Origin of the sequence: Micromonospora sp. NPDC001898 (assembly GCF_042891255.1) — a bacterium.
Classification (GTDB): domain Bacteria; phylum Actinomycetota; class Actinomycetes; order Mycobacteriales; family Micromonosporaceae; genus Micromonospora.
Map to the genome: position 1 here is coordinate 676775 of NZ_JBIATC010000001.1, position 23124 is coordinate 699898.

Consider the following 23124-nt stretch of genomic DNA (forward strand, 5'->3'; position numbering starts at 1 on the left):
GCACGCCCGCCCGGGCCCGGACCCGTGCCGTCCTCCGTCGGCGGTGCCGTCGCCCGGCCTCCGCGACCCGGAGGCCGGGCTGCCGCGCGGCACCGCCGACGGTCGTCAGTCGTTGGCGTGCAGGGCCGCGTTCAGCTCGATGCCCCGGCCGGTGCGGGGGCGGGCCTCCAGCGCGCCGGTGACCGAGTTGCGCCAGAACAGCAGGCCGTCGACGCCCGACAGGTCGCGGGCCTTGACCACCCGGCCATCCGGGAGGGCGATCTTCGAGGCGGCGGTGACGTAGCAGCCGGCCTCGACCACGCAGTCGTCGCCGAGGGAGATGCCGACGCCGGCGTTCGCGCCGATCAGGCTGCGCTCGCCGATGCTGATCTTCTCGGTGCCGCCACCGGACAGGGTGCCCATGATCGACGCGCCGCCGCCGACGTCGGAGCCGTCGCCGACCAGCACGCCCTGCACGATGCGACCCTCGACCATTGAGGTGCCGAGCGTGCCGGCGTTGAAGTTGACGAAGCCCTCGTGCATCACGGTGGTGCCGGCGGCCAGGTGGGCGCCGAGCCGGACCCGGTCCGCGTCGGCGATCCGCACCCCGGCGGGGACCACGTAGTCGGTCATCCGGGGGAACTTGTCCACCCCGTACACGCTCAGGTGGCGGCCGGCGGCCCGTTCGATCACCCGCAGCTCGTCCACCCGCTCCGGCGGACACGGCCCGGCCGACGTCCAGGCCACGTTCGCCAGCTTGCCGAAGATGCCGTCGAGGTTCAGCTCGTTGGGCCGCACCAGGCGGTGGGAGAGCAGGTGCAACCTCAGGTACGCGTCGGCGGCATCCTTGATCGGCTCGTCCAGCGACCCGATCACCGTGATCACCTGGGCGGTACGCAGGCCGGGCAGCGCCCGCTCGCCGACCGCCCCCGGTGGCAGGTCGAGCACGTCCGCCTCGTCCTCGCCGGAGACCAACGGAAGCTCGCCGAGCCCCACCTTGCCCGTCGGGTACCAGGTGTCGAGCACCTGCTCGTCAGCGGTGATGGTGGCCAGGCCGATGCCCCACGCAGGCTGTGCAGTCGTCACGCTTGTGACGGTACCGTGCGAACCATGGAGAACCCGCTGACCCCTGAGGTCCTCGCCGATCCGGTGGCGTTGACCCGCGTCCTGGTCGACATCGAGTCCGTCTCCCTCAACGAGAAGGTGATCGCCGACTGCGTCGAGGAGGTGCTGCGTGCCGTGCCGCACCTGACCACGTTCCGGCACGGCAACACCGTCATGGCGCGTACCGACCTGGGGAGGGACTCCCGGGTGGTGCTCGCGGGGCACCTGGACACCGTCCCGCTGAACAACAACTTCCCGTCGACCATGCGCGGCGACCTGATGTACGGCTGCGGCACCTCGGACATGAAGTCCGGGGTGGCGTACGCGCTGCACCTGGCGGTTACCCTGCCCGAGCCGAAGTACGACGTGACGTACTTCTTCTACGAGGCCGAGGAGATCGAGTCGAAGTACAACGGCCTCTTCCTGGTCGCCGAGGCGCACCCGGAGTGGCTCCAGGCGGACTTCGCGCTGCTGCTGGAGCCGACGCACGGGATCGTGGAGGCCGGCTGCCAGGGCACCATGCGGTCGGTGGTGACCACCACCGGCGTCCGGGCCCACTCGGCGCGCTCCTGGCACGGGGTGAACGCCATCCACGCCGCCGGCGAGGTGCTGCGCCGCCTGTCCGGGTACGAGGCGCGGCGGGTCACCATCGACGGCTGCGACTACCGCGAGGGCATGAACGCGGTCCGGGTCGGCGGGGGTGTCGCCGGCAACGTGGTGCCGGACCACTGCGAGATCGAGGTCAACTACCGGTTCGCGCCCGACCGGACGCCGGCCGAGGCCGAGGCGCACCTGCGTGAGGTGTTCGCGGGCTTCGAGCTGCGGGTGACCGACATGGCGGCCGGGGCGGCACCCGGGCTGGAAGCGGCCCCGGCGAAGGAGTTCCTGGCGGCGGTCGGCGCCGCGCCGATCGGCAAGCTGGGCTGGACGGACGTGGCCCGGTTCGCCGCGATGGGCATCCCGGCGCTGAACTTCGGCCCGGGGGATCCCAACCTGGCCCACCACCCGGACGAGCACGTCGAGATCAGCAAGATCCGCGACGGGGCGGCCACCCTGCACCGCTGGCTCACCCCCGCCTGAACCCGCCGTGCCAGGGCTTGCCTGGCCGGGGGCGTGGTGCGGCCGGGGGCGGGGTCCGGCCGGGGAGTGTGGTCCGGCCGGGCGGCCCGCCACCCTGATTCGGGGGCCGGCCGGTCGGGCCGGCCGCCGCCGCACGGTCGGTCAGGCGGTCGGGGACAGGGACGACTCGGCGCGGGTGTCGGCCGGGTCGCCGGTGAGGTCGGCGGTGGTGGCTTCCATTTGCCGGGCGCGGCGGCGCTCGGCCACCACGTCGTGGATCCGTCGCTGCATCTGCCGACGGATCCGGATCATCTCGCTGTTGCTGATCACGCTGGCTCCTCCCCCGAAGGCGCGTGCCGGGGCATACCCGGTATGTGAATAGTAAGACGTGCGTGCGACCGAATTAGTTGCCCCGGTCGTGGAAAATCTGTCCGCTTCGCCGCTGTCCTCCCGCCACCCGGTACAGGTGCCACACCCGAGGGGGTGCCCCTCCACTACGGTTGCTCCCATGAGCGACAGCACCGGACGAGACCCGGGCCGTGAGCGGGGGCGGGAACGGCACCGGGGCGCCGTCACGCTGCGCCGCCAGGCCATCCCGAAGAGCACCGCCGACCAGCGGCTGCTGGACTCCCGGGGACGCGGCGACTGGAAGACCAAGGACGCCTGGCGGGCCCTGCGCATCCTGTCGGAGTTCGTGGAGGGCTTCGACACCCTGGCCGACCTGCCGCCGGCGGTCAGCGTCTTCGGCTCGGCCCGGAGCAAGCCGGACAGCCCGGAGTGCCGGATGGCCGAGGAACTGGGCGCCGCCCTGGCCCGGGCCGGGTACGCGGTCATCACCGGCGGCGGGCCAGGCGTGATGGAGGCGGCCAACCGGGGCGCCAGCGACGCCGGCGGGCTCTCCGTCGGGCTCGGCATCGAGCTGCCGTTCGAGCAGGGCCTCAACGACTGGGTCGACCTGGCCATCGACTTCCGGTACTTCTTCGCCCGCAAGACCATGTTCGTCAAGTACGCCCAGGCGTTCGTGGTGCTGCCCGGCGGCTTCGGCACCATGGACGAGCTGTTCGAGGCGCTGACGCTGGTGCAGACCGGCAAGGTCACCCGGTTCCCGGTGGTGCTGATGGGGACGGACTACTGGCACGGCCTGCTCGACTGGCTGCGCGACACGATGGCGGTCGAGGGCAAGATCGGGCCGGTCGACCTGGAGCTGATCTGCCTCACCGACGACGTCGACGCGGCGGTCCGGCACATCGTTGAGGCCGAGGCCGCGCTCTCCGCCGAGCAGGAGGCGGTCCGCGAGGAGTCCGTCGCCCGGACTGCGGCGGACCAGCAGGCCGCCGCCGAGCAGGGCCGGGAGCGCTGAGCCGGTGGCGGCGATCTGCGTGTTCTGCGCGTCGTCCCGTACCCTCGACCGGCGTTGGCTCGACCTCGCCGCCGAGGCGGGCGCGGAGATCGCCCGCCGCGGCCACACGCTGGTCAGCGGCGGCGGCTGCGTCGGGATGATGGGTGCGGTGGCGGACGGGGCCCGGTCCGCCGGCGGGACCACCCTGGGGGTGATCCCGCAGTCCCTGGTCGACCTGGAGGTGGCCGACCTCGCCTCGGACGAGCTGCTGGTCACCGGCAGCATGGCCGACCGCAAGACTCTCATGATCGACAAGTCGGACGCGTTCCTCACCCTGCCCGGCGGGCTGGGCACCCTGGACGAGCTGTTCGAGGTCTGGACCACGGCCACCCTCGCCCTGCACACCAAACCGATGGTGCTGGTCGACGTGGACGGCTTCTACCGCCCCCTGATCGACTGGCTGGCCGGCCTCGCCGACCGCAACTTCCTCAAGCCGGCCGGCCTGGGCCTCCTCACGGTCGTCGACAGCATCCCCGCCGCCCTGGACGCCCTCACCCCGAACCTCCCCTGACAGCCCCCGCCCCAACCGCGGGGGCGCGGGGTGTGGGGTGGGCGGGGTGTCGGAGGGGCGTGGTGGGATGGGGGGATGCAGGCGTACCGGCTGGTGCGTCGGCCTGCCGAGGCGGCCCGGGGGGACCGCCGGTCGGGTGGGGCGGCGCGGGGGGACGGTCGGCCCGAGGGCGCGACCGGGCGGGATCATCGGGCCGGAGGGCCGGGCGGCGATGACGCACAGGCTGGTGAGGGCAGCGGTGACCCGTACGCCGAGCAGCCTGCCGGCGGTCTGACGCGCGCCGAGGAACCGCCTGCGGAGCCTGCCGAAGGGGCTGGGCGGGCCGAGGACGCGGAGCCGGCCGAAGGGGCTGGACGGGGCCGGGGGTGGCGGGACGACTCGCTCCAGGCCGAGGTCGTGGCGCACACCGGTGGGCCGATGCTCGTCGTCGGCGGGCCGGGCACCGGGAAGACCAGCACGCTGGTCGAGGCGGTCGCCGCGCGGGTGGCCGAGGGCGTCGACCCCGAGCGGGTCCTGGTGCTCACCTTCGGCCGCCGGCAGGCCACCGACCTGCGTCGTCGGATCGAGGCACGGGTGGCCGGTGACGGGCACCGCGTGCTGCGCGAGCCGTTGGTGCGCACCTTCCCGGCGTACGCGTACGGGCTGCTGCGCCGGGCCGCCACCGAGCGGGGGGAGCCGTCCCCGCGGCTGCTCACCGGCCCCGAGCAGGATCTGATCATCCGGGAACTGCTCGACGTCATCGGCGAGGAGCCCGACGACGACCCGGTCGGCTGGCCGGAGGACCTGCGCCCCGCCCTGCGTACCCGGGCGTTCGCGGCCCAGCTCCGCGACCTGCTGATGCGGGCCGCGGAGCGCGGGGTGGGTCCGGTGGAGCTGGCCCGGCTGGGGGAGAGGCTGGGCCGCGCGGACTGGCCGGCCGCCGCCCGCTTCCTCCGCGAGTACGTCGCCGTGCTCGCCCTGCGTGACGTCAGCAACCGCGGCTCGATCGCGTATGACCCGGCGGAGCTGGTCCGGGCCGCCACCGGGCTGCTGCTCGACGACCCGGAGCTGTTGGAGGCCGAGCGCCGCCGCCTCGCCCATGTGTACGTCGACGAACTGGCCGACACCGACCCGGCCCAGCTCGACCTGCTCGCCGTGGTGGCCGGCGGGGGGAAGTCCCTCGTCGCCTTCGCCGACCCGGACTCCGCCACGTACGCCTTCCGGGGCACGGACCCGGCCGGGGTGAGCGCCTTCCCGCACCGGTTCCGCACCGTCTCCGGGGCGCCGGCAGCGCAGGTCGTGCTGAGTACGTCGTACCGGGCCGGTGCGGGGCTGCTCACCGCGACCCGGCGGCTCACCGGCCGGCTGCGTGGCCCGGCGGCCCACCGCCGGGTGCATCCGATGCCGGCAGCCCCGGCCGGCTCGGTCGAGGTGCGTACCTTCCGCTCGGCCACCAGCGAGGCCGCCTGGTTGGCCCAGGCCCTGCGCGCGGCGCATCTGCTCGGCGGCGTGCCCTGGTCGGCGATGGCGGTGCTGGTCCGCTCGACCGCACGGCAGCTTCCGGTGCTACGCCGGGCGCTGCACACCGCCGGGGTGCCGACCGTGGTGCACGGCGAGGACCTGCCGCTGCACCTGCAACCGGCGGTGGCTCCACTGCTGCTGCTGCTGCGCTGCGCGCTCGAGCCGGAGCGGCTGGACGAGGAGGCGGCGGTGGCGCTGCTGCACTCGCCGCTGGGCGGGGCCGACCCGCTGGCCGAGCGGCGGCTACGCCAGGGGCTGCGCGCCCTGGCCCTGGCCGGTGGGGACCGCCGCCCCTCCGGCGAGCTGATCGTCGACGCGCTGCGCGACCCGGAGGAACTGGCGGCCATCGACCGGCGCTGGGCGGAGCCGGCTCAGGCGGTGGCCGGCCTGCTCGCCATCGCCCGGGAGGCGGCCGAGCGGCCCGGGGCGACCGCCGAGGACGTGCTCTGGGAGGTGTGGAACGCCAGCGGCCTGGCCGAGCGCTGGGCCGGGGCGATCACCCGGGGGCAGGCGGCGACCGGCGAGCACGAGACCGCACGGCGTTGGCGGGCCGAGGCCGCCGACCGGGACCTGGACGCCGTGCTGGTGCTCTTCGACGCGGCGGCCCGGTTCGCCGACCGGCTGCCCGGTGCCCGTACCGAGGTCTTCCTCGACCACGTGCTCGCCCAGGACCTGCCGGCGGACACCCTGGCCGCGACGGCCGACCGGGGCGAGGCCGTCCGGCTGCTCACCGCGCACGCAGCCAAGGGGCTGGAGTGGGACCTGGTGGCGATCGTCGGGGTGCAGGAGGGCGTCTGGCCGGACCTGCGACTGCGCGGCAGCCTGCTCGGCTCCGAGCGGCTGGTCGATGTGCTTGCCGGCCGCGGCCAGGGCGACGGCGGGCGGGCGGTCCTGCTCGGGCAGACGTCCGCGCTGCTGGACGAGGAGCGCCGGCTCTTCCACGTGGCGGTGACCCGGGCCCGTCGCCGGCTGCTGGTCAGCGCGGTCGCCTCGGCCGCGGTCGGCGGCGACGACCACGAGGAGCAGCCCAGCCGGTTCCTGTACGAGCTGGACCCGACCGAGCCGCCCGGCCCGGCCGACGTCGCCTCGGCCCCCGCCGAGCCGGCCCCGGCCGACGTCGCCTCGGCCCCGGCCGACGTCGACCCGGCCCCGGCCGAGCCGACCGGTGGGCCCGGTGGAGGACCGGTCGACGGTCCCGGTGCCGGCCCGACCGGCGACGCCGGGCCGGCAGGCCCGGAGGCCGGTGACCCGGAGGCCGGTGACCCGGAGGCCGGTGGCGAGTACCGGCCCATCACCCTGCCGGTGGCCGGGCCCCCCCGGGCGCTGACTCTGCCGGCGCTGGTCGCGGAGCTGCGTACCGCCGTGGCCGACCCGGCGGCGCCGCACCACCGACGGCGCGCGGCGGCGGCTGAGCTGGCCCGCCTGTCCGCCGCCGGGGTGCCCGGCGCGCACCCCGACGACTGGTGGGGGCTGCGCGGCCTCTCCGACGACCGGCCGCTGGTCGACGAGGGGCAGCCGGTGAAGGTCACCCCGTCGGGGATGGAGAGCGCCCTGCGGTGCAGCCTGCGCTGGCTGCTGGAGCGGCACGGCGGCAGCGGCCCGGCCAGCGCCGCGCAGGGGGTGGGCAACCTGGTGCACGCCGCCGCGATGCTCGCCGAGGACGCCAGCGCGGACCGTTCCGCCCTGCTGGAGTACGTGGCCGCCCGGTTCGACGCGATCGAGCTGGCCGCCCGGTGGATGGTCGGTCCGGAGCGGGAGCGGGCCGAGGCCATGGTGGACAAGCTGCTGCGCTGGTTGGCCGGCAACCCGCGCCGGCTGCTCGCCATCGAGCACGAGTTCGCGGTCCGGCTCGACGACCCGCACCGGCCGGTCGAGTTGACCGGCCGGGTGGACCGGCTGGAGGTGGACGACGCCGGCCGGCTGGTGGTGGTCGACCTGAAGACCGGCAAGTCCACCGCCGTCACCGAGCACGAGATCGGCGAGCATCCGCAGCTCGGGGCGTACCAGGCGGCGGTGGAGTCGGGGGCGTTCCCGGAGTTCGGCGACGAGTCCGGTGGCGCGGCCCTGGTGCAGCTCGGCACCGGCGCGAAGGACGCCAAGGAGCAGAGCCAGCCGGCGGCGGGGCAGGGGCCGGCGGCGGGCTGGGCGACCGCGCTGGTGCGGCGCACCGCCGATACGATGGCCGCCGCCACCTTCGCCGCTGTCGCCAACTCGAAGTGCCGGGTCTGCCCGGTGCGTACGAGCTGCCCGGTGTCCGGGCAGGGGCGCCAGGTCGTCGAGCCGCCGACCCCCCGCCGCCCCGAGAACGAGAAGCCGTGACCCAGCCCGCCCTGTTCAGCGCCGCGACCCCGGCGCCCCGGGCCGCCGACTCCGGCCCCCGGTACACGCCGGTCGAGCTGGCGAAGCTGCTCCGCCTGCCCGCGCCCACCCGGGAGCAGGCGGCGATCATCGCCGCGCCGGTCGAGCCGCTGCTGGTGGTCGCGGGCGCCGGGTCCGGCAAGACCGAGACGATGGCAGCCCGGGTGGTCTGGCTGGTCGCCAACGCGTACGTCCGGCCGGAGCAGATCCTCGGGCTGACCTTCACCCGCAAGGCGGCCGGCGAGCTGGGCCACCGGGTGCGTACCCGGCTCGACCAGCTCGTGCGCCGGGTCGGGCGGCGAGGGCGGGACCCGCTCGACGACCCGTTCGCGGGCGAGCCGACCGTGTCCACCTACCACTCGTACGCCGGGCGGATCGTCACCGAGCACGGGCTGCGCGCCGGGTACGAGCCGTCCACCCGGCTGCTCACCGAGGCGTCCCGCTGGCAGCTCGTCGACCTGCTGGTGCGCAACTACGACGGCGACATGACCAGCGTCGACCGGATGCCCAGCACCATCACCGACGCCGTGCTGGCCCTGGCCGGCGAGCTGGACGAGCACCTGGTCGCCCCGGACGCCCTGGCCGCCTGGACCGGCCGGTTCTTCGCCGACGTGCAGTCCCGCCCCGGCCGGGTCTACGCCGACGTGCGGAAGTCCCTCGCCCTCCAGCAGACCCGGCTGAAGCTGCTGCCGCTGGTCCGCGCGTACGCCCGGCGCAAGGCGGACTTCGAGGCGATGGACTTCGCCGACCAGCTCGCCCGGGCGGCCCGGGTGGCCCGGGATCACCCGGCGGTCGGGGCGATCGAGCGGGACCGTTACCGGGTGGTGCTGCTCGACGAGTACCAGGACACCAGCCACGCGCAGGTGGTGCTGCTCAACGCGCTGTTCGGGGGCGGCCACCCGGTGGCCGCCGTCGGCGACCCCTGCCAGTCCATCTACGGCTGGCGCGGGGCCAGCGCCGGCACCCTGGACCGCTTCCCCGCCGAGTTCGCCCGCCCCGACGGCGCGCCGGCGGCGGTGCTCGGCCTCACCACGAGCTGGCGCAACCGGCCGGAGATCCTGGGCGTGGCGAACGCCCTGGCCACCCCGCTGCGGGCGGCCGGTGCCCGGGTGCCCGAGCTGCGCGCCGCGCTGAGCGTCGCCGACCCGATCCCGCACCGCACGCCGGGTGGCCTGGCCGCCGGCACCGTGCACTGCGCGCTCCTGCCGACGTACGCGGACGAGGCGGACTGGATCGCCGACAGCGTGCTGGCCGCCTGGCGCGGGGCGGCCCGGATGCCGGAGGCGCTGCCCGAGCACATCCCGGTGCCGCAGCGGCCCACCACCGCCGTGCTGGTCCGGCTGCGCAGCCAGATCCCGGCGCTCTCGACCGCGCTGCGGGCCCGGGGACTGCCGGTGGAGGTGGTGGGCCTGGGTGGCCTGCTGGACACCCCCGAGGTGCGGGACGTGGTGTGCACCCTGCGGGTGCTCGCCGACCCGACCGACGGGGCGGCGTTGCTGCGGCTGCTCACCGGGGCGCGCTGGCGGATCGGGCCGCGTGACCTGGTGGCCCTGCACCGCCGGGCCCGGGCGATCGCCGCCGGCCGCCGTCGGCTCGCCGCCGACGGGGAGCCGCAGATCGCCGTCGACCTGCTCGACGAGGCCACCCTGGTGGAGGCGCTGGCGGACCTGGGGCCCGCCCCGGCGTACTCGGTCCAGGGCTATGCCCGGCTGCGCGCGTACGGCGAGGAGCTGGCCCTGCTCCGCTACCGGCTGGACCAGACGCTGCCGGAGCTGATCGCGGACGTCGAGCGGACCATCGGCCTGGACGTGGAGGTGGCGGTCCGGGCCGGTCGGGACGGCACCGGCGACGCCGGCCTCGCCCGGGGCCACCTGGACGCCCTCGGCGACGTGGCGGCCCGGTTCAGCGGGGAGTCCCCGGCGGCCACCCTGTCGGGGTTCCTGGCCTACCTCGCCGCGGCCGAGGACGAGGAGCGCGGACTCGCCCCGGGCGAGGTGGAGGTGGTCTCCGGCGCGGTGCAGATCCTCACCGCGCACGCCGCGAAGGGCCTGGAGTGGGACGTGGTCGCGGTCGCCGGCCTGAGCCGGGGCGGCTGGCCGGGGCCGGTGCGCAACTCCGACCACTGGCTCGGCGGGCTGGGAGTGCTGCCTTTCCCGCTGCGCGGGGACGCCGACGGGCTGCCGGAGCTGGGCCTGGCCGAGGCGGCCGACCAGCGCGCGGTGGCCCGGGCGCTGACCGACTTCGTCGACGACTGGCGGGCGCACGACGAGCGGGAGGAGCGCCGGCTGGCGTACGTGGCAGTGACCCGCCCCCGGCGGCTGCTGCTCTGCTCCGGCTACTGGTGGGGCGAGGGGACGAAGCGCCCACGCGGGCCGTCGGTGTTCCTGCGCGAGGTGCACGACGTGTGCCTGGACGGTGACGCCGGGCACCTGGTCGACCGGTGGACCCCCGAGCCGGCCGGTGACGCCACCAACCCCACCACCGAGGTGGTGCTGCGCGCCGAGTGGCCGGCCGACCCGCTGGGCGGGCGCCGCCCGGCGCTGGCCGAGGCCGCCGCGCTGGTTCGCCGCTTCCTCGCCGAGGATCCTCCGGCCCCAGCCGTCGGGGTGGCCGAGGTCGAGGATCCGGAGGTGGCGCGCTGGCGGCGGGAGTCCGACCTGCTGCTCGCCGAGCGGGCCGAGCTGGCCGCCGGGGCGGGGGCGGTCGAGGTGGCCCTGCCCGGCCAGCTCTCGGTCACCCAGCTCGTGGCGCTGCGCCGTGACCCGGAGGGACTCGCCCGCGCCCTGCGCCGCCCGATGCCCATCGAGCCGAACCCGTACGCCCGGCGCGGCACCGCGTTCCACACCTGGCTGGAGCGGCGCTTCGGCGCGGACCGGCTGCTCGACGTCGACGAGTTGCCGGGCGCGGCCGACGCCGACGCGGCGCCCGACGAGGCGCTGGCCGAACTCCAGGCGCGCTTCCTGGCCGGGGAGTGGGCCGACCGGGTGCCGGTGGAGGTGGAAGTGCCCTTCGCCACAGTTATCGCCGGGGTGGTGGTGCGCGGCCGGATGGACGCGGTCTTCGTCCGGCCCGGCGGCCGGTATGACGTGGTCGACTGGAAGACCGGGCGGCAGCCCGTCGGCGAGGAGGCCGAGGCGGCTGCGGTGCAGCTTGCCGTCTACCGGCTGGCCTGGGCGGAACTGGCCCGGGTGCCGGTCGACCAGGTGGGCGCGGCCTTCCACTACGTGCGGGACGGGGCGACGGTCCGCCCGGCGGACCTGCTCGACGCCGACGGGCTCACCGCGTTGATCGCGGGAGTGCCGGAGGTGCCGGCTGCGGTCCGCCGCCCCGGGCGATGAGAATTTCCGGCGGTGGGGTTCCAGCGGGCCGAAATCGTGGTACGGTATCCGGGTTGCAGTTTTGGTTACCAGAGACTCTGTGTGCGCCTGGCGGATTGTAGCCCCAGGCGCTCTTTGTTGTGTCCGGGGCTCTCCGGGCGGGGCGACCAGAAGCGACAGGTGGTCCGCGCATACCGGGTGCGGTCCGCTCCTCCCTCTTCGGCTCGCAACAAGTGCGAGGCCGAACGTTCCGTCAAGGAGACAGAACACATGGCAATTGGCACCGTTAAGTGGTTCAACGCTGACAAGGGTTTCGGCTTCATCACCCCGGACGGCGGCGGCGCTGACGTCTTCGCCCACTTCTCGGCGATCCAGTCCTCCGGCTACCGGAGCCTGGACGAGAACCAGCGGGTCGAGTTCGAGATCACCCAGGGCCAGAAGGGCCCGCAGGCGGAGAACATCCGTCCGATCTGATCGTCGGCAGGACTGTTCCTCGGAACAGGCACGACTGTTCATCTGAACAGGCACCACCGTTCTTCGGAACACCCCATCGCGCCTCAGGCGCGGTGTCGCGGCCGGCCCGCCCCGCGCGGGCCGGCCGCACCCCACCTTCGGTTCGTGCTTGTGACCACCGCGGCCCTGCCGCCGGTGCAGCGCCACTCCGGCGCCTCCTCGACACGTGCCGCGTCGAGGAAGGCTCTCGCATGACCACCGTCATCCCCTCGTTCTCCACCACCGGCCTCGCGCCGGAGCTGCTCGCCGAACTGATCGCGCAGGGCATCACCGAGCCGTTCCCGATCCAGTCGGCGACGCTGCCGGACTCGTTGGCCGGCCGGGACGTCCTCGGCCGGGGCCGCACCGGCTCGGGCAAGACCCTCGCGTTCGGGCTGCCGCTGGTGCACCGCACCGTCGGCCGTCGGGCCCGCCCGGGGCGTCCGCTTGCCCTGGTGCTCGTGCCGACCCGGGAGCTGGCCCAGCAGGTGACCACCGCGCTGGCCCCGTACGCCCGGGCGGTCGGGCTGCGCGTCACCACCGTGGTCGGCGGCCTGTCCCTGCAACGGCAGGCGGACGCGCTGCGCGCCGGCGCCGAGGTGGTCGTGGCCACCCCCGGCCGGCTGCACGACCTGATCAACCGCGGGGACGCCCGGCTCGACCAGGTCGCCGTGACCGTGCTCGACGAGGCCGACCAGATGGCCGACATGGGCTTCCTGCCGCAGGTCACCAAGCTGCTGGAGCAGGTGGCCGCCGACGGCCAGCGGATGCTCTTCTCCGCAACCCTGGACGGCGGCGTCGACAAGCTGGTCCGCCGCTTCCTCACCAACCCGGTCTCGCACTCCGTCGACCCCGGAACCGCCACGGTGACCGCGATGACGCACCACGTGCTGCACGTCGACGCGGAGGACAAGCCGGCCGCGCTGACCCAGATCGCGGCCCGGGAGGGCCGCACCATCCTGTTCATGGGCACCAAGCACCGCGCCGACCGGCTGGCCCGCCAGCTGCTGTCCAAGGGGGTGCGCGCGGCGGCGCTGCACGGCGGCAAGTCCCAGCCGCAGCGCACCCGGATCCTGGAGCAGTTCCGCACCGGCCAGGTGACCGCGCTGGTCGCCACCGATGTGGCGGCCCGGGGCATCCACGTGGACGGCCTCGACATGGTGGTCAACGTCGACCCGCCGACCGAGGCGAAGGACTACCTGCACCGGGGCGGGCGTACCGCGCGGGCCGGCGAGTCGGGCACCGTGGTCACCCTGGTCCTGCCCGAGCAGCGCCGCGAGGTGTCCCGGCTGATGGCGACCGCCGGAATCCGGCCGCAGTCCACCCAGGTCCGGCCGGGCGACGGGGCGTTGGCCCGGGTCACCGGGGCCCGGGAACCGTCCGGGGTGCCGGTGACCATCGTCGCCCCGGCTCCGGAGCGGCCCGCCTCGGGCGGTGGCCGGGGTCCGCGCTCGTCCCGCGGCGCCGGCCAGTCGCACGCAGGGACCGCCGCGACCGGGGGTGCGCCGCGCGCCGCCCGCCTGTCCGAGGACGGGCACCGCGCCTCGGGCCGGTCGCGCCGGCCGCGTCGTCCCCGGATGGCCTGATCGGCTTCTCCGCGGTTCACCGATCGGCGCCTGCGCCCACCCCTTCGCTGAGTCGGGAATCAGGCAGGGTGGGGTCCGATCGGTGACTGTTCGGCGGCGCCGATGTGGTCGATGCTTGCCGTGGGGGGAACGCGGGTCGGCGGGGTCGGCCCACTGGGGGAGGGGTTGACCATGGCGTGCAACGCCGAGTCGGGGGCGCTGCGGGAGCTGACGGTGGTGCTGGCGGTCGCGGGGGCGGGGCTGGCGCTCGCCACGGTCGCGGCGTTCTCTCCGTGGCATCCCACCCGCAACGGCCGGACACCGGCGGGGGTGGTGGGGCTGCACGTTCCGGGGGGAACGGGCAGCGACCTCACCGCCTCCATCGTCGAGACGACCGACGAGTCCGCCGGCTGAGCCCGCATCGCTCAGCCGGCGGACCGCCGGGCCGACCAAGGTCGGTCAGGGGCCGCCGACGGGGCGGGCCCCCAGGGCGTCCGGCCTGTCCCGGTCCGGCCCGTCGACGCGGCCTTCCCGGGTGAGCAGGTCGGCCAGGGTGGTCCGGTCCACCACCAGGGCGATGGCCCCGTCCACCGCCAGCCACACGTCGCGCAGCCCGGTGGCCACCCCGTGGTAGCCGGCGTGCCCGGCCGGCAGACCCCGTACCGAGGTGAGCGACCCGCCGGCCGCGCGGAGCACGTCCCCGACGCTGATCTCGGCGGCCTGACGGGCCAGGGCGTAGCCGCCCTCGGTGCCCCGGTGGCTGTGCAGCAGCCCGGCCCGGCGCAGGTCCAGCAGGATGCCCTGGAGGAAGCTCAGCGGGATGGCCTGGCTCTCGGCCAGGGCCGCCGCCTTGACCAGCTCGCCGCCCGGCTCGGGAGGGCCGCCCCGAGCGCCGGCCAGCTGGTCGCCGCCGGTCGAGGCGGCGGCGACGGCGAGCATGGCCCGGAGCGCGTAGTCGCTGCGCGCGGAGACGTACACGTCACTGCCCGGCCTGGTCCAGCACGCCCCAGCGGCGGCGGATCGTCCGGTCCGCCACCCCGAACGCGGCGTCGACCACCAGGCCGACGACCAGGATCACGATCATCGTGGAGAGCAACCAGGGCGCGTCGGACAGCTCCCGCGAGTAGGTGAGCTGCGCGCCGAGCGAGGTCTGCGAGATGCCCACCACGATCAACTCGCCGGCCATCAGGCTGCGCCACGAGAAGGCCCAGCCCTGCTTGAGCCCGGCGACGATGGCGGGCAGGGCGGCCGGGGCGATCACGTACCGGTAGAGGTTCAGCCCCCGGGCGCCGAGGTTGCGCCCGGCGCGCAGCAGCAGCGGCGGGACGTAGTCCACGCCGCTGATCACCCCGTTGGCGATCGACGGCGCCGCGCCGAGCACCACGACGAAGAAGATGGCCTTCTCGCTCAGCTCGAACAGCAGGATCGCCAGCGGGAACCAGGCGATCGACGGCATGGTCTGCAACGCGGTGATCATCGAGCCGATGGCCGCCCGCAGCACCCGGGACCGGGCCACGGCGAGCCCCAGCAGCAGGCCGACCCCGACGGAGAAGATGTAGCCGAGGGCCGCCCGGCGCAGGGTGGTGGCCATCCCCTCCCAGAGTTGCGGACCGCTGACCTGTCGGAGCAGCTCCTGACCGACGGCGGCCGGCCCGGGCAGCGAGTACGGCGGCCAGAACCCGGCCCACACCACGGCCTGCCAGGTGCCGATGGCGATGGCGAGCGCCGCCAGCTTCGGCCAGGTGGACGCCCAGATCGTCGCGGCCCGGGTCGTCGTCTTCTTCCGGCCGGCGATCTCCAGCGCGTCGAGCCCGGAGATCTCCGCGTCGGCGCGCGGGGTGCCGGCGATCGTGTCACTGGCCATGGCGGCCCACCTCCGTACGGAGCTTGTCGGTGACCTCGGCGGCGATGGACGCGATCTCCGGGGAGTCGATGCGTCGCGGCCGGGGCACGTCGACCCGGGTGGAGTAGATGATCCGGCCGGGCCGGCTGGAGAGCAGGATGATCCGGTCGGCGAGCCGCGCGGCCTCCCGGACGTTGTGGGTCACGAAGAGGACGGTGAGCTTGCGCTCGGTCCAGATCCGCTCCAGCTCGTCGTGCAGGAGATCCCGGGTCATCGCGTCGAGCGCGCCGAACGGCTCGTCCATCAGCAGCACCGGCGTGTCCAGCGCGAGGGTGCGGGCCAGGGCCACCCGTTGCCGCATGCCGCCGGACAGCTCGTGCGGGCGCTTGCGGGCGAAGTCGGCCAGGTGCACCGTGCGTAGCAGTTCGGCGACCCGCTCCCGGCGCGCGGACCGGGGCATGCCGCGCAGCTTCAGCGGCACCTCCACGTTGCCCTCGACGGTGAGCCAGGGGAACAGGGCGGACTCCTGGAACATCAGCCCCGGGTTGACCCCGTCGCCGAGCTCGATCCGCCCGCCGCTGATCCGGTCCAGGCCGGCGACCAGGTTGAGCAGGGTGCTCTTGCCGCAGCCGGAGGCGCCGACGAGGCAGACGAACTCGCCGGGCGCGACGTCGAGGGAGACCCCGTCCAGGGCGAGGACGGCGCTCTCGCCGTGCCCGTACACCTTGGTGACGCCGTGCAGCGCGACCGAGCCGGTCGCGCTGCGTGGCGTCGTCGTGGTCGACGTCATGGTTGGGCGACCTCGGGCTTGCCCTGGGCCTTGAGCACCTCGTTGAGGTACTTCAGGTCGTAGAGGCCGTCCAGGCTGACCGGCTGGGTCAGCTCGACGGCGACCGCGTGGTCCAGGCCGGTCTTCAGCGACGAGGCGATCGGGTCGTTGGTGAACTCCAACGTCGGCCACGCCTGCTTGATCAGCTTCACGTCCAGCGGCTTACCGCTGATCTTGCCGATGTGCTCGGAGATGGCCTGCTGCGACTCGTCGGGCTTGGTGTTGACGAACTCGTTCGCCGCGACCTGACCCTCGACCAGCTTCTTCACCACGTCGGGGTGGGCCTTGAGGAACTTGGTGGAGACGATCAGGTTGGTGATCACGAACTTCTTGTCCGGCCACAGGTCGCGCTCGTCGATGAGCACCTTGCCGCCGGCGTTGACCAGCCGGGAGACGAACGGCTCGGGCACCCACGCGCCGTCGATCGCCCCGCTGTTGAACGTCTCCACGGTCTGGGCGTTCTCCTGTGGGACCACCTTGACGTCGCCGCCGCCCTCCTTGGTGGCGGTCAGGCCCTTCTCCTTGAGCCAGTAGCGCAGCGCGACGTCCTGGGTGTTGCCGAGCTGCGGGGTGGCGATCTTCTTGCCGCGCAGCTGCTCGACCGAGGTGATCCCGGGCTTGACGACGAGCGCGACGCCGCCGGACGCCGCGCCCGAGATGACCCGGACCGCCTCGCCCTTGGACTTGGAGAAGGCGTTCACCGTCGGGTTCGGACCGATGTACGTCGCGTCGAGCGCGCCGGAGAAGATCGCCTCGATCGCCGCCGGGCCGGCGTTGAAGGTCTTGGTGTCCAGCTTGACGTCGCCGCCGAGCTTCTCGGCGAAGATGCCCTTCTCCACCCCGACCACGGCCGGGGCATGGGTGATGTTGGGGAAGTAGCCCAGCCGCAGCGTCACCGGGCCGGTGTCGCCCTCGGCCGCGCCGTCGTCCTCGCCGCACGCGGCGGTGATGCCCAGCGTCGCCGTGCCCACCACGGCGAGGGTGGCCAGGGAGAGCATCCGACGGAAGGGGAGCCGTCTCATCGTCTATCCAATCCGAAGTATTCCTACTGAGTTGGTAGGAAGAGTGGGGCAGTGTCCGGGCGGCGTCAAGAGCCGTCCACATCGCGGGATTCGTGCTCGAACTTATTCCCGGTTTTCCTACCTTCTTGGTAGGTTCTCCGGCGTCCCTCGGCCGGGCGGCGGGGGCGGCGGAGAGGCGGTCGGCATGACCTTCCACTGGTTCCTTCCCACCTCCGGCGACGGGCACCAGGTCGGCGCCGCCACCGTCGCGGCCGGCGCGGCGCGGCACGACCGGGCGGCCACCGTCGGCTACCTGACCGAGGTGGCCCGGGCCGCCGAGGCGGCCGGCTTCGCCGCGCTGCTCACCCCTGTCGGCTCCGGCTGCCCCGACCCGTGGATCGTCTGCGCGGCCGTCGCCCAGCACACCGACCGGATCGGCATGCTGGTCGCCGTGCGGGCCGGATTCGCGCTGCCCACCCTGATCGCCCAGCAGGCCGAGGCGTTCCAGTCGGTGTCCGGGGGGCGACTCGCGCTCAACGTCGTCACCGGCGGCGACCCGGCCGAGCAGCGGGCGTACGGCGACTTCCTGGACCACGACGCCCGGTACGCGCGGACCGGCGAGTTCGTCGAGGTGCTCCGCCGGGCCTGGCGCGGGAGCCCGTTCGACTTCGCCGGCGAGCACTACCAGGTCACCGGCGGCGGGCTGGCCGCTCCGCTCGTGGCCCCGCCCCCGGTCTACTTCGGCGGCGCGTCCCCAGCCGCCGAGGCGGTGGCCGCCCGACAGGCCGACACGTACCTGATGTGGGGCGAGCCGCCCGCCGCGATCGCCACCCGGGTGGACCGCGTCCGCGGCCGGGCCGCCGAGGAGGGGCGGACCCTGCGCACCGGGATCCGGCTGCACGTCATCGCCCGCCCGACCGCCGCACAGGCGTGGGCGGAGGCGGACCGCCTGCTGGCCGGGATGAGTCCTGAGCGGATCGCCGCCGCGCAGGCGCGGTACCGCCGGATGGACTCGGTCGGCCAGTCCCGGATGGCCGCCCTGCACGGCGGGAGCGCCGACGGGCTCACCGTCGCGCCGAATCTCTGGGCCGGGGTCGGCCTGGTCCGCGAGGGCGCCGGCACCGCGCTCGTCGGCAGCTACGCCGAGGTCGCGGCCCGGATCGACGAGTACGCCGGGCACGGCGTCGACGAGTTCGTCCTCTCCGGCTGGCCGCACCGGGAGGAGGCGGAACGGGTCGGTGCGGAGGTGCTGCCCCGGGTGACCGCGCCCGTCGCCGTGGCCCCGGCCCCGGTGGGCTGAGCCGCCCTGCGGGAGGTCGCCGCCGCCGGGGGCGTCGACGCGCTAGGGTCGGTCCCGTGGCGGCGCGGAGATCGAGAATTCCAGCGACGAAGTATCCGGTCGAGCGGTTCACCCTCGACAACGGCCTGCGGGTGGTGCTCACCCCCGACCGCAGCGCCCCGGTGATCGGGGTGGCGGTGATCTACGACGTCGGCATCCGGTCCGAGCCCGAGGGGCGTACCGGCTTCGCCCACCTGTTCGAGCACCTGATGTTCCAGGGCTCGGAGAACCTGGAGAAGCTGGCCCACTTCCGGCACGTGCAGGGGGCGGGCGGCACCTTCAACGGCTCCACCCATCACGACTACACCGACTACTACGAGACCCTGCCGAGCAACGCCCTGGAGCGGGCGCTGTTCCTGGAGGCCGACCGGATGCGCGGCCCCCGGCTGACCGAGGAGAACCTGCGCAACCAGGTCGACGTGGTCAAGGAGGAGATCCGGGTCAACGTGCTCAACCGCCCGTACGGCGGGTTCCCGTGGCTGACCCTGCCGCCGGTCATGTTCGACACCTTCCCGAACGCGCACGACGGCTACGGCTCCTTCGACGACCTGGAGTCGGCCACCGTCGCCGACGCGGCGGACTTCTTCCGCCGCTACTACGCCAGCGGCAACGCCGTGCTCGCGGTCAGCGGGGACATCGAGGTGGCCGAGGCCACCGCGCTGATCGAGCGGCACTTCGGCGACGTGCCGGCCCGCCCCGCCCCGCAGCGCCCCGACTTCGACGAGCCCGACCTGACCGCCGAGCGGCGCTCGTCGTACACGGACGCGCTGGCCCCGCTGCCCGCGGTGGCCGCCGCCTGGCGAGTGCCCGACCCGATCACCGACTTCGCCGGCTACCTGCCGTACGTGGTGCTCGCCGAGGTGCTCACCGACGGCGACGCGTCCCGGCTGGTCGAGCGGCTGGTCCAGCGGGACCGCGCGGTGACCAGCCTCGGCGGGTACGTCGGTTTCATGGGCGACCCGTTCGACGTGCGTGGCCCCACCGCGCTGCTGCTCCAGGCACACCTGCCACCGGGCGGCGACGTGGACAAGGTGCTGCGCACCGTCGACGAGGAGCTGGACCGGCTGGCCGCCGACGGTCCCACCGACGGCGAGCTGGCCCGTACCCAGGCCCGAATGGCCACCCACCTGCTGCGCGACACCGACGCGGTGCTCGGTCGGGCGCTGCGGATGGCGGTGCTGGAACAGCAGCGCGGCGAGCCTGGCCTGCTCAACGAGCTGCCCCGACTGGTCGGCGAGGTCACCGACGAGCAGGTCCGGGCCGCCGCCGCGGCCCTGCGGCCGGAGCGCCGTGCGTCTGTCGAGGTCATCGCAGGAGGGGCTCGGTGAGTGCGAGGAGTGAGCCGGGTTTGCGAGCCCCGCAGTCGCGAACGGGGGAGGCTCGGTGAGTGCGAGGAGTGAGCCGGTTTTGCGAGCCCCGCAGTCGCGAACGGAGATGAACCTGTGAGTGCGAGGAGTGAGCCGGTTTTGCGAGCCCCGCAGTCGCCAACGAAGGAGGGTCAGGTGACGGCAACCGCCCAGGCCGGGGCGCGGGCGCTGCCGCCGCTCGGCCCGAACCGCAGGTTCAAGGTGCCCAAGCAGGCCGAGCGCCGGCTCGGCAACGGCCTGACCGTCATCGCGGTGCGCCGGCCGGCCGTCCCCCTGGTCGAGCTGCGGCTGTGGATGCCGACCAACCGGATCCCCCTGGCCCGGGGCGCGATGCTCGCGCAGACCATGCTCTCCGGCACGGCGTCGATGACCAGCGTGCAGATCGCCGCCGAACTCCAGGCGGTCGGCGGCGGGCTCTCCGCCGGCATCGACCCGGACAGATTGATGATCTCCGGCGCCGGCCTGGTCACCGGGCTGGACCGGATGCTGGAGATCCTCGCCGAGGTGCTGACCGGGGCGACGTACCCGGGCGAGGAGGTCGGCACCGAGCGGGACCGGCTGGTCGACCGGATCCAGGTGGCCCAGAGCCAACCGGCCCACCTGGCCCGCAACGCCCTGCTCCGGCGGGTCTACGGCAAGCACCCGTACGCCGTGCAGACTCCCGAGCCGGAGCAGGTGCACGCGGTCCGGCCGGCGGCGCTGCGTCGGCTGCACGCCGAGCGGGTACACCCGGCCGACGCGGTGCTGGTGCTGGTCGGCGACGTGCAGCCGGAGCGGGCGCTGGACGCCGCAGACAAGGCCCTGTCGGGTTGGAGCGGCGCCGGGCACGACGGCGAGCTGCCGCCCGCCCCGCCGCTGGAGCCCGGCCCGCTGCTGCTGGTCGACCGGCCCGGATCGGTGCAGTCCTCGCTGCGCATCGCCCTGCCGGCGGTGCCCCGCACCCACCCCGACCACGCCGCGCTGCAACTGGCCAACCTGCTCTTCGGCGGCTACTTCTCCTCCCGCTGGGTGGAGAACATCCGCGAGGACAAGGGCTACACGTACGGCCCGCACTCTCTGGTCGAGCACTCGGTGGCCGGGTCGGTGCTGATCGCCGCCGCCGAGGTGGCCACCGAGGTCACCGGTCCGGCGTTGCTGGAGACGATGTACGAGTTGGGTCGGCTGGCCTCCCTGCCGCCGAAGCCGGACGAGCTGGAGCAGGCCCGCCAGTACGCCCTCGGCACCCTCCAGCTCGGCATGTCCACCCAGGCCGGACTGGCGTCGCTGACCAGTGTGTTTGCGGCCAACGGGCTGCGCCTGGACTTCCTCACCGAACACGCCGCCCGGCTTGCGAAGGCCACCGTCGCCGACGTGGCCGAGGCGGCCCGGCGCTACCTGGCCCCGGCGCGGGCGGTCACCGTGGTGCTCGGCGACGCCGAGCGGATCGCCCCTGCCCTGTCCGCGCTCGCCCCGGTGCGCACCGAGCCGGCCAGGCCGTGACCGCCGGGCGAGGGCTGGTCCGGGGTTCCGGCACGAGCGGGGAGACCGCCCCGCCGCTGGCCCGGTCCACCCTCGATCGGGCCGCGCACCGGCGGGCCGACCCGGTGTGGCTGGCCGAGGCCTGGGAACGGGCCCGGGTGCTGGTGCTCGACTCGGCCAGCGACGGGCGGACCCTGGTCCGGGCCGACGCCTCCCCTCCGGAGTTGGTGCTGCTCGGCCCCGGCGAGCTGCCCGAGGTGCCCCGCTCGGTCCCGATGTTCCTGGGCGTCGAGCCGGACGGGGTGCCGGTGTTCGCCGTGGACAGCCCGCTGCCCGAGCTGCCGGGCACCCGGGCTGCGCACCTGCACGACGTCGGCCACCTGCTGCTCGACCGGGACGCCGGCATCTTCACCACCGCGCTGGCGCTGACCAACTGGCACGTCCGGCACGGCTACTCCTCGGCCACCGGCCTCCCCACCCGGGTCGACGAGGCCGGCTGGTCCCGGACCGACCCGGACGGCGACCGGGTCTGGCCGCGTACCGACCCGGCGATGATCGTCCTGGTGCACGACGGGGTCGACGGGCTCCAGGGGCGCTGTCTGCTCGGCAGCAACGCCGCCTGGGCGGGTATCCCGGGCGGGCGCCGGTACTCCTGCCTCGCCGGGTACGTGGAGCCGGGCGAGTCGGCCGAGGCCGCCGTGCTGCGCGAGGTCGGCGAGGAGGTCGGCGTCGCGGTCGAGGAGATCGTGTACGCGGGCAGCCAGTCCTGGCCGTTCCCCGGCTCACTGATGCTCGGCTTTCTCGCCCTGGCCGACCCGGAGCACCCCGTGCACCTGGACCCGGCCGAGATCACGCACGCCCGCTGGTTCACCCGGCGGGAGATCGGCGCGGCGCTGGCCGGGCGGCCGGTGGACGTGGGCGGCGGCGACCGGTTGGTGTTGCCCCCGCCCTCGTCGATCGCGCTCTTCCTGATCCACCGCTGGCTCGACGGCCACTGCTGACCGTCCCGGCCCGCCGTCCCGTCCCGGCTCCGGCCGGCGCCGGACACGGTCCCGGCCCGGGACCGTCGTTGCCGCGACGGTCCCGGGCCGGGAACACGGGCCGCCCTGGTCGGGTGAGGCGAGGAAACGGCGGGGGAGCCGGTCCGACCACGACGGACGTCGGGTGGGTCAGCCGCCGGAGTCGAGCCGGCGGCGGGGAGCGGAGTCGCCGAGGGGAAGCACCTTTACCCGTTGCCTGCCGTAGCGGACCGCGCCCACCGTCGACAGGGCCCGGGCCAGCATCAGGGCGGCGTCCCGGTCCTCGGCGTGCACCACCTGGCGGCGCGGCTCCGGGCTGGTCGTCTCGTCCCGGACCCGACCCCCGCCGGCCCAGGCCGCGGCGATGTCGATGTCGGCGGCGGCGCGGATGTCGGTGCGAACGATCAGGAACCGCATGGGTAACTCCGGATGCGACCGTGACGGACGGTACTCCGTGGAAGTTCCACGTCACTCTGTCGACATGTTACGCCCGGACGGCGTCCCAGCAAGTGAAACCCGCCGATTGGTTCGCAGGGTCGCCCGATCGGATGAACCCTGCTCAGCAGGGGTGGCACGCCGGGTACGTGTCCGGGCCGGGCACGCCTCGGGCCGGGCACGCCGGATACGCGTCGGGGCCGCCGGCACACCGCCGACGGCCCCGCCCGATCACCGGATCAGGTCAGATCGAACTGCCCGGCCCTTGTCCCGGCGATGAACCCCCGCCAGCCGGCGCGGTCGAACAGCAGCACCGGGCCGCCGCGGTCCTTGCTGTCGCGTAGGGCGACCGCGGCCGGGCCCACGCTCAGCGGGGCCACCTCGACGCAGTTCGACGTCTGGCTGCGGGTGCTGGTCCGCCACGGCAGATCGGCCAGCTGCCCGGCGAGTGCGGACGGCGTGTTGCGGATGTCGTTCATGGTCTGCTCCTGACTGGAACTGCTCCGACGGGACGAGTGGCGCCGCACGCCCGGACGGGGCGGGTCCTGC

General features: G+C 74.6%; 20 protein-coding genes. 12 read left to right on the plus strand and 8 right to left on the minus strand.

The window, feature by feature from the left end:
* Positions 1–105: 105 nt before the first annotated feature.
* Positions 106–1065 (minus strand): 2,3,4,5-tetrahydropyridine-2,6-dicarboxylate N-succinyltransferase, encoded by a 960-nt coding sequence (gene dapD, locus ACFYZF_RS03295; RefSeq protein WP_387015373.1) that lies wholly within the window; start codon positions 1063–1065, stop codon positions 106–108.
* 24 nt (positions 1066–1089) lie between these two features.
* On the opposite strand from dapD, the gene dapE reads away from it, so the two are divergent.
* A complete protein-coding gene (gene dapE, locus ACFYZF_RS03300) occupies positions 1090–2163 on the plus strand; it encodes a succinyl-diaminopimelate desuccinylase (protein ID WP_387015376.1) in 1074 nt (357 codons plus the stop codon).
* A gap of 141 nt (positions 2164–2304) precedes the next feature.
* On the opposite strand, the gene ACFYZF_RS03305 is transcribed toward dapE, so the two are convergent.
* A complete protein-coding gene (locus tag ACFYZF_RS03305) occupies positions 2305–2472 on the minus strand; it encodes a hypothetical protein (RefSeq protein ID WP_387015379.1) in 168 nt (55 codons plus the stop codon).
* A 178-nt stretch (positions 2473–2650) separates the two neighbouring features.
* Here ACFYZF_RS03305 and ACFYZF_RS03310 point away from each other — a divergent pair, with 178 nt between their 5' ends.
* The 7 genes from ACFYZF_RS03310 to ACFYZF_RS03340 all read left to right on the plus strand — a co-directional run bounded on the left by ACFYZF_RS03310 (position 2651) and on the right by ACFYZF_RS03340 (position 13698).
* Positions 2651–3502 carry a TIGR00730 family Rossman fold protein gene (locus ACFYZF_RS03310; RefSeq protein WP_387015382.1) on the plus strand — a complete coding sequence of 284 codons (852 nt, stop codon included), beginning with the start codon at positions 2651–2653 and terminating at the stop codon, positions 3500–3502.
* Positions 3503–3506: 4 nt separating this feature from the next.
* Complete coding sequence (locus tag ACFYZF_RS03315; protein ID WP_387015384.1) at positions 3507–4052, plus strand: TIGR00730 family Rossman fold protein; 546 nt, start codon at positions 3507–3509, stop codon at positions 4050–4052.
* A 75-nt stretch (positions 4053–4127) separates the two neighbouring features.
* Positions 4128–7871, plus strand: a complete 3744-nt coding sequence (locus tag ACFYZF_RS03320) for an ATP-dependent helicase (protein ID WP_387015387.1) — start codon at positions 4128–4130, stop codon at positions 7869–7871.
* Positions 7868–11248, plus strand: coding sequence for an ATP-dependent helicase (locus ACFYZF_RS03325; RefSeq protein WP_387015390.1), 3381 nt, complete (start codon positions 7868–7870; stop codon positions 11246–11248). The genes ACFYZF_RS03320 and ACFYZF_RS03325 overlap by 4 nt, the downstream gene beginning before the upstream one ends.
* 249 nt (positions 11249–11497) lie before the next feature.
* Complete coding sequence (locus ACFYZF_RS03330; protein ID WP_161685538.1) at positions 11498–11701, plus strand: cold-shock protein; 204 nt, start codon at positions 11498–11500, stop codon at positions 11699–11701.
* 230 nt (positions 11702–11931) lie between these two features.
* Positions 11932–13305, plus strand: a complete 1374-nt coding sequence (locus ACFYZF_RS03335) for a DEAD/DEAH box helicase (protein WP_387015393.1) — start codon at positions 11932–11934, stop codon at positions 13303–13305.
* A gap of 171 nt (positions 13306–13476) precedes the next feature.
* Positions 13477–13698: a hypothetical protein gene (locus ACFYZF_RS03340; RefSeq protein WP_387015396.1), complete on the plus strand. Its 222-nt coding sequence runs from the start codon at positions 13477–13479 to the stop codon at positions 13696–13698.
* A gap of 45 nt (positions 13699–13743) precedes the next feature.
* Here ACFYZF_RS03340 and ACFYZF_RS03345 read toward each other — a convergent pair whose 3' ends face one another.
* From ACFYZF_RS03345 to ACFYZF_RS03360, 4 genes are read right to left on the minus strand one after another with little or no spacing between them, the layout of a single operon-like run.
* Complete coding sequence (locus ACFYZF_RS03345; RefSeq protein ID WP_387015398.1) at positions 13744–14262, minus strand: RrF2 family transcriptional regulator; 519 nt, start codon at positions 14260–14262, stop codon at positions 13744–13746.
* A 1-nt stretch (position 14263) separates the two neighbouring features.
* Positions 14264–15148 (minus strand): ABC transporter permease, encoded by an 885-nt coding sequence (locus tag ACFYZF_RS03350; protein WP_387015400.1) that lies wholly within the window; start codon positions 15146–15148, stop codon positions 14264–14266.
* Complete coding sequence (locus ACFYZF_RS03355; protein ID WP_161685524.1) at positions 15138–15917, minus strand: ABC transporter ATP-binding protein; 780 nt, start codon at positions 15915–15917, stop codon at positions 15138–15140. Before ACFYZF_RS03355 ends, ACFYZF_RS03350 begins: the two co-directional genes overlap by 11 nt.
* Positions 15914–16978 (minus strand): ABC transporter substrate-binding protein, encoded by a 1065-nt coding sequence (locus tag ACFYZF_RS03360; RefSeq protein WP_387015403.1) that lies wholly within the window; start codon positions 16976–16978, stop codon positions 15914–15916. The genes ACFYZF_RS03355 and ACFYZF_RS03360 overlap by 4 nt, the downstream gene beginning before the upstream one ends.
* Positions 16979–17162: 184 nt before the next feature.
* On the opposite strand from ACFYZF_RS03360, the gene ACFYZF_RS03365 reads away from it, so the two are divergent.
* The 4 genes from ACFYZF_RS03365 (at position 17163) to nudC (ending at position 22122) form a co-directional block, all read left to right on the plus strand.
* Positions 17163–18257, plus strand: a complete 1095-nt coding sequence (locus ACFYZF_RS03365; protein WP_387015406.1) for an LLM class flavin-dependent oxidoreductase — start codon at positions 17163–17165, stop codon at positions 18255–18257.
* Positions 18258–18313: 56 nt separating this feature from the next.
* Positions 18314–19624 carry a M16 family metallopeptidase gene (locus ACFYZF_RS03370; RefSeq protein WP_387015408.1) on the plus strand — a complete coding sequence of 437 codons (1311 nt, stop codon included), beginning with the start codon at positions 18314–18316 and terminating at the stop codon, positions 19622–19624.
* A gap of 174 nt (positions 19625–19798) precedes the next feature.
* On the plus strand, positions 19799–21142 hold the full coding sequence (locus tag ACFYZF_RS03375) for a M16 family metallopeptidase (RefSeq protein WP_387015411.1): 1344 nt from the start codon (positions 19799–19801) through the stop codon (positions 21140–21142).
* Positions 21143–21156: 14 nt separating this feature from the next.
* On the plus strand, positions 21157–22122 hold the full coding sequence (nudC, locus tag ACFYZF_RS03380; RefSeq protein WP_387016043.1) for an NAD(+) diphosphatase: 966 nt from the start codon (positions 21157–21159) through the stop codon (positions 22120–22122).
* A 168-nt stretch (positions 22123–22290) separates the two neighbouring features.
* Here the strand turns inward: nudC and ACFYZF_RS03385 are convergent, their stop codons facing one another.
* Both ACFYZF_RS03385 and ACFYZF_RS03390 read right to left on the minus strand, forming a co-directional pair.
* Entirely contained in the window at positions 22291–22557 is a 267-nt protein-coding gene (locus ACFYZF_RS03385) for a hypothetical protein (RefSeq protein ID WP_387015414.1), read from the minus strand.
* Between the two features lie 257 nt (positions 22558–22814).
* Positions 22815–23054 (minus strand): DUF397 domain-containing protein, encoded by a 240-nt coding sequence (locus ACFYZF_RS03390; protein WP_387015417.1) that lies wholly within the window; start codon positions 23052–23054, stop codon positions 22815–22817.
* Between the last annotated feature and the right edge of the window lie 70 nt (positions 23055–23124).

Bases quoted from the DNA above. Each gene is read 5' to 3' on its own strand.
- ACFYZF_RS03360 (WP_387015403.1), bottom strand. From the start codon at position 16,978: ATGAGACGGCTCCCCTTCCGTCGGATGCTCTCCCTGGCCACCCTCGCC.
- ACFYZF_RS03320 (WP_387015387.1), top strand. From the start codon at position 4,128: ATGCAGGCGTACCGGCTGGTGCGTCGGCCTGCCGAGGCGGCCCGGGGG.
- ACFYZF_RS03365 (WP_387015406.1), top strand. From the start codon at position 17,163: ATGACCTTCCACTGGTTCCTTCCCACCTCCGGCGACGGGCACCAGGTC.
- ACFYZF_RS03390 (WP_387015417.1), bottom strand. From the start codon at position 23,054: ATGAACGACATCCGCAACACGCCGTCCGCACTCGCCGGGCAGCTGGCC.
- ACFYZF_RS03355 (WP_161685524.1), bottom strand. From the start codon at position 15,917: ATGACGTCGACCACGACGACGCCACGCAGCGCGACCGGCTCGGTCGCG.
- ACFYZF_RS03330 (WP_161685538.1), top strand. From the start codon at position 11,498: ATGGCAATTGGCACCGTTAAGTGGTTCAACGCTGACAAGGGTTTCGGC.
- ACFYZF_RS03350 (WP_387015400.1), bottom strand. From the start codon at position 15,148: ATGGCCAGTGACACGATCGCCGGCACCCCGCGCGCCGACGCGGAGATC.
- ACFYZF_RS03340 (WP_387015396.1), top strand. From the start codon at position 13,477: ATGGCGTGCAACGCCGAGTCGGGGGCGCTGCGGGAGCTGACGGTGGTG.
- ACFYZF_RS03385 (WP_387015414.1), bottom strand. From the start codon at position 22,557: ATGCGGTTCCTGATCGTTCGCACCGACATCCGCGCCGCCGCCGACATC.
- ACFYZF_RS03310 (WP_387015382.1), top strand. From the start codon at position 2,651: ATGAGCGACAGCACCGGACGAGACCCGGGCCGTGAGCGGGGGCGGGAA.
- ACFYZF_RS03335 (WP_387015393.1), top strand. From the start codon at position 11,932: ATGACCACCGTCATCCCCTCGTTCTCCACCACCGGCCTCGCGCCGGAG.
- dapE (WP_387015376.1), top strand. From the start codon at position 1,090: ATGGAGAACCCGCTGACCCCTGAGGTCCTCGCCGATCCGGTGGCGTTG.